At 70.7% G+C, this 3445-nt stretch carries 4 protein-coding genes and 2 pseudogenes; 2 read left to right on the top strand and 4 right to left on the bottom strand.

The genetic code is table 11. The features are described from left to right. Positions 1-126: 126 nt before the first annotated feature. Positions 127-496 (top strand): annotated as a pseudogene (locus FCI23_RS62905) (hypothetical protein); the annotation flags it as partial. A gap of 94 nt (positions 497-590) precedes the next feature. Here the strand turns inward: FCI23_RS62905 and FCI23_RS54740 are convergent. Continuing rightward, entirely contained in the window at positions 591-1403 is an 813-nt protein-coding gene (locus FCI23_RS54740; RefSeq protein WP_136731637.1) for a DUF1963 domain-containing protein, read from the bottom strand. Next, positions 1400-1864 (bottom strand): hypothetical protein, encoded by a 465-nt coding sequence (locus tag FCI23_RS54735; protein WP_136731636.1) that lies wholly within the window; start codon positions 1862-1864, stop codon positions 1400-1402. The genes FCI23_RS54740 and FCI23_RS54735 overlap by 4 nt, the downstream gene beginning before the upstream one ends. Positions 1865-2194: 330 nt before the next feature. Here FCI23_RS54735 and FCI23_RS54730 point away from each other — a divergent pair, with 330 nt between their 5' ends. Continuing rightward, positions 2195-2503 (top strand): SRPBCC family protein, encoded by a 309-nt coding sequence (locus FCI23_RS54730; RefSeq protein WP_136731635.1) that lies wholly within the window; start codon positions 2195-2197, stop codon positions 2501-2503. A gap of 58 nt (positions 2504-2561) precedes the next feature. Here the strand turns inward: FCI23_RS54730 and FCI23_RS62900 are convergent, their stop codons facing one another. Both FCI23_RS62900 and FCI23_RS57965 read right to left on the bottom strand, forming a co-directional pair. Further along, positions 2562-2684 (bottom strand): hypothetical protein, encoded by a 123-nt coding sequence (locus FCI23_RS62900; protein ID WP_265737866.1) that lies wholly within the window; start codon positions 2682-2684, stop codon positions 2562-2564. Between the two features lie 475 nt (positions 2685-3159). Continuing rightward, positions 3160-3445: pseudogene (locus FCI23_RS57965) on the bottom strand (oxidoreductase); the annotation flags it as partial.

The raw sequence follows: 3445 nt of genomic DNA, 5'->3' as shown, positions 1-3445 counted from the left end.
CAACCAGCCACCATCCACGACGTCGACGGCCGCAGACTCCTGCGCACCCGCGTCCTCGGCGGTGCTATCAACGAGTACCGGTACGCCGCTTGACCTGCGGCGACGACTTTTCGAGCCCCACACGAGCTGGCCGTTGCCGAGCGGGAATGGAAGGAGTGGGCGATTGCTCGCTCGCGGGTCGACGAGGTGCTGGCCCCAGCGGACGAAACCGGGCAGGACCCCGCCCTGGCCGACCAGAGGGTGCTGGCCGCCGAGGGGCGGCCCGGAACGACGCCGCAGGTGCCGGAGGCGGCGAAGCCGAAGTCACAGGTGCCGGTGTGGCGCGAGGGACTTACCTGGTCGGCGCTATCGGTGGACTACCAGCGCATCCTGCAGGCGAGGGGCGGACCGGGCCCGGCTCGGGCAGGGGCCGGTGACCTGCCAGGAGATGGCCGCGCAGTTCGGTATGGAGTTGGTGCCGGCGCGAGTGGAGGCGCTGCGGTCGAAGGCGAAAAGAACGCACCCGTACAGGTTGTACCTCGGCACGCACACGCTGCGGCGCTTCGAGTGCCAGGCCTACGGTCGCTGCAGCGAGCTTTCGGTGATCCCCGTCAGGGATTCCAGAGCACGCTGGCACGCACCTGGTCGAAGCGCCGTGCGGCCACATCCTCCCGGCGGATCCCCCAGTGGACGGTGGCGCCCTCTCTGCCCTCGATGGCGGTGTACCAGTCGGCGAGCAGCACCCAGCCCTCGGGGTTCTCCGCCGCGGAGGACAGCAGGGGATCGGACTCGCCGTCGTACTCATCCGTGGCGTATCCGCCTATCTGCAGCGGTCCGCCGCTGGCGATGCGATCGACCGTGTCCATCCAGACGGCACATAGTTCCTCAGAATGGGGATGACCGGGGAGCGGCCTCTGGTAGGGCGGTTCGGAGAGTTGCATACAGCCGTAATAAGGCAGGGATACGTTGATTGTCAGGCGCAGTTGACCCTGCGGGTACTGATCCCTGATCTCCTGCTGTTCCGGATCTTCCCTGAACTGGGGATCTTCTTCTCGCTCCTCGACGGCCGCGCCGGAAGGGATATACACCACGCTGCCCCCGCCAGGCCACAGGGGATGATCCAAGTCGGGATAGCCGAACAACAGTAGCTGGCCGTCGGGCGGCAGCGGGATATCCGTCGCCTCCCCGGGTATGGCGGCGCAGTCGATGGTAGCGAGGAGAGGGTAGAAGGGATCCGGAACGCCAGCGGGAAGCGCCAAGGAGCCGCCAAACTGTCCCACGACCGGGCCGTCCCCGTCCGGTGACAGCGTCGCGCACGGGCGGGCGGTGGAGGTTATCCACCGCTCCACATCGGCGGACGGGATGCCGCGCTTCAGCGCCTCGTCACGGAACGGGTTCAGTCTGTCGAGCATCTCGGGAGTCATGCGGGAACGTTACTGGCCTCGTACACCTGCACGACGGGCGTCCCCTGAGCGATGGCGCGCAATTCCTCGGCGCTGGCGCGCACTCCGACGTAGGCGACGGCGGCGGCGGCGGTGATCGCGTCGGGGGTGACGGGCATGTCGGTTCCCCGGAAGCGGGCGGCGGTGGGCTCGACGGCCAGGATGAGTCGCTCGGCGTTCCGTACGGCGTCGCGGAGCTGGGTGTCAGCGGCGGCGACGGCGAGGTTGCGGGCGACGCCGGTCAACTTCCGCGCGGTGGTGGCGGCCTCGTTCGCGTCCTCCAGCGCGGCGTCGGCCTCCACGATGTCCAGGTGCCGGGCGGCGGGGGCGTCGGGCCCGAGGGCCATCAGGTGGCGGCGTATGTCGGCAACGTCCTCCGGCGTGGGGTGGAGCAGTGCGAACGTGACGGCCTCGCGGGCGGCGTACGCGGTGAAGTTGCGCATGGCGGGGCTCCTCCTGGTGGTCGTGGGGTGGGCGGGCGGGCCGGCGGGGCGCTGCTGCGCGTGGCCGGCCTTGTGGGGCTGGGACGGGGCCGTGTGCGGGCCGTGGTGGGGTTCGGGCTCTGGGCCTCGGTGTCGTCCTCCTGGGCCGCGCAGTAGCCGCACAGCGTGCCCCGGGCGGGCATCAAGTCGTCGCCGACGGTGTCGCAGCGCGTGCACAGCCGGTGCAGATAGGGGGAGGTGGCGGAGATCAGGTTGTCGTCACCCTCGGCCCGGTCGTCCAGCCGGAACACCACGCCGTGTGAGCCGTCGGTGGGGAAGTACTCCCGGCCGGTGACGGTGCCGCGTCCGGCCGGGGGCGAGCTGCAGATCACCTTCGGCACCGAGGAGCGGCCGACGGTGATGCGGGTGCTGGCCGCCCACCGCCCCGACGTAGTGGTCTGGGAGGTCACGTCCAGCCCGCTGGTCCCCGACTGGGAGGGCACCCGACCGACGTTCACGATGGCGACGACCGAGGACGGCTGCCGTCTGGACTTCACCCACCACGGCCTGGTCCCCACTTTGGAGTGCTTCGAGCTGTGCAACGTCGACTGGGGCCGATTCCTGGTGCGCCTGGGCGCCCACGCGGAGCAGCACGGCTGAGCCGGCACCCGGTGCAGGGCGGCACCGACCCTTGTGACCGGGCCCCCGGCGGGGGCGGTCAGCGTTCGGCGCGGTGGACTGCCAGGGCCGGCCGGCGGACGCGTTCGGGCCACGTCAGCCGGTACAGGGACGAGTACTCCTGGGGCTGGCCGTCGACGATGACCGTCCACGCGCTCTCCAAGTGGCTTCGCTGTCGTGGCGGATGACTACCGTGCGGCCATCGGCGGTGAACTCGGAGCGAGTCGCACGCGGGCCCGTGTGCCACGACAGGCGGCCGTTCACGGCGGCGGTCTCCTCGAAGTACCGCACGTCGGCGACGGCGTGCCCCCCATGCGGCGACGGTGTCGGCAAGCTGCCGCGTGACCTGCTGCGCCAGGCGCGGCGTCGAGAGGTCACCGTCCACGGTGACGACGGTCTCGGCGACCCGCGGCCTTGGTCTTACCCGCGACGGGGGCGGCGAGCGTCTTGTTGAGTTCGTCGTAGTCCAGGACGCTGCGCCTGGGCGTGCCCGCGTCCGCGGGGACGGTGACCGACTGCGGGGAGCAGTGCCAGGCGCGCAGGTCCAGATAGGTGGCGCGGGGACCATCCCCGCGGGTGCGGGGCGCAGCCGCTTCTCGGCGGGCTTTGAACCATGGTTGTGGATCAGGAGGCCCCGGTCAGGTTGATACGTCGATGCCGTAGCGGGTCGCGAGCGAGTCCACGCTCAGAGCCTGGCCGCTGAGGTCGAGTACGTCCGGATCATCGGCCAGAGCGGTGATGGCGCGTCCGACCCCTTCGGCGGACTGCGAGGTGGCCAGGTCCAGGTGCTCCACGAACTGCATGACCCCTTCGGTGCGCACCAGCCCGGGATGCACGGCGATCGAGGTCACGCGGTGCGGGCGTAGCTGGAGTGAAGCGGCGAGGGCGAGGCGGTCGTCGGCGGCTTTGGCCATCCCGTACGCT

This window comes from Actinacidiphila oryziradicis, from assembly GCF_005047355.1.
Classification (GTDB): domain Bacteria; phylum Actinomycetota; class Actinomycetes; order Streptomycetales; family Streptomycetaceae; genus Actinacidiphila; species Actinacidiphila oryziradicis.
The sequence above is the reverse complement of the archived record's forward strand: the minus strand, read 5'-3'. Positions and strand labels throughout refer to the sequence as shown.

Excerpts from the sequence above, each read along its gene's own strand:
- FCI23_RS54740 (WP_136731637.1), bottom strand. The coding sequence starts at position 1,403 with ATGACTCCCGAGATGCTCGACAGACTGAACCCGTTCCGTGACGAGGCG.
- FCI23_RS54735 (WP_136731636.1), bottom strand. The coding sequence starts at position 1,864 with ATGCGCAACTTCACCGCGTACGCCGCCCGCGAGGCCGTCACGTTCGCA.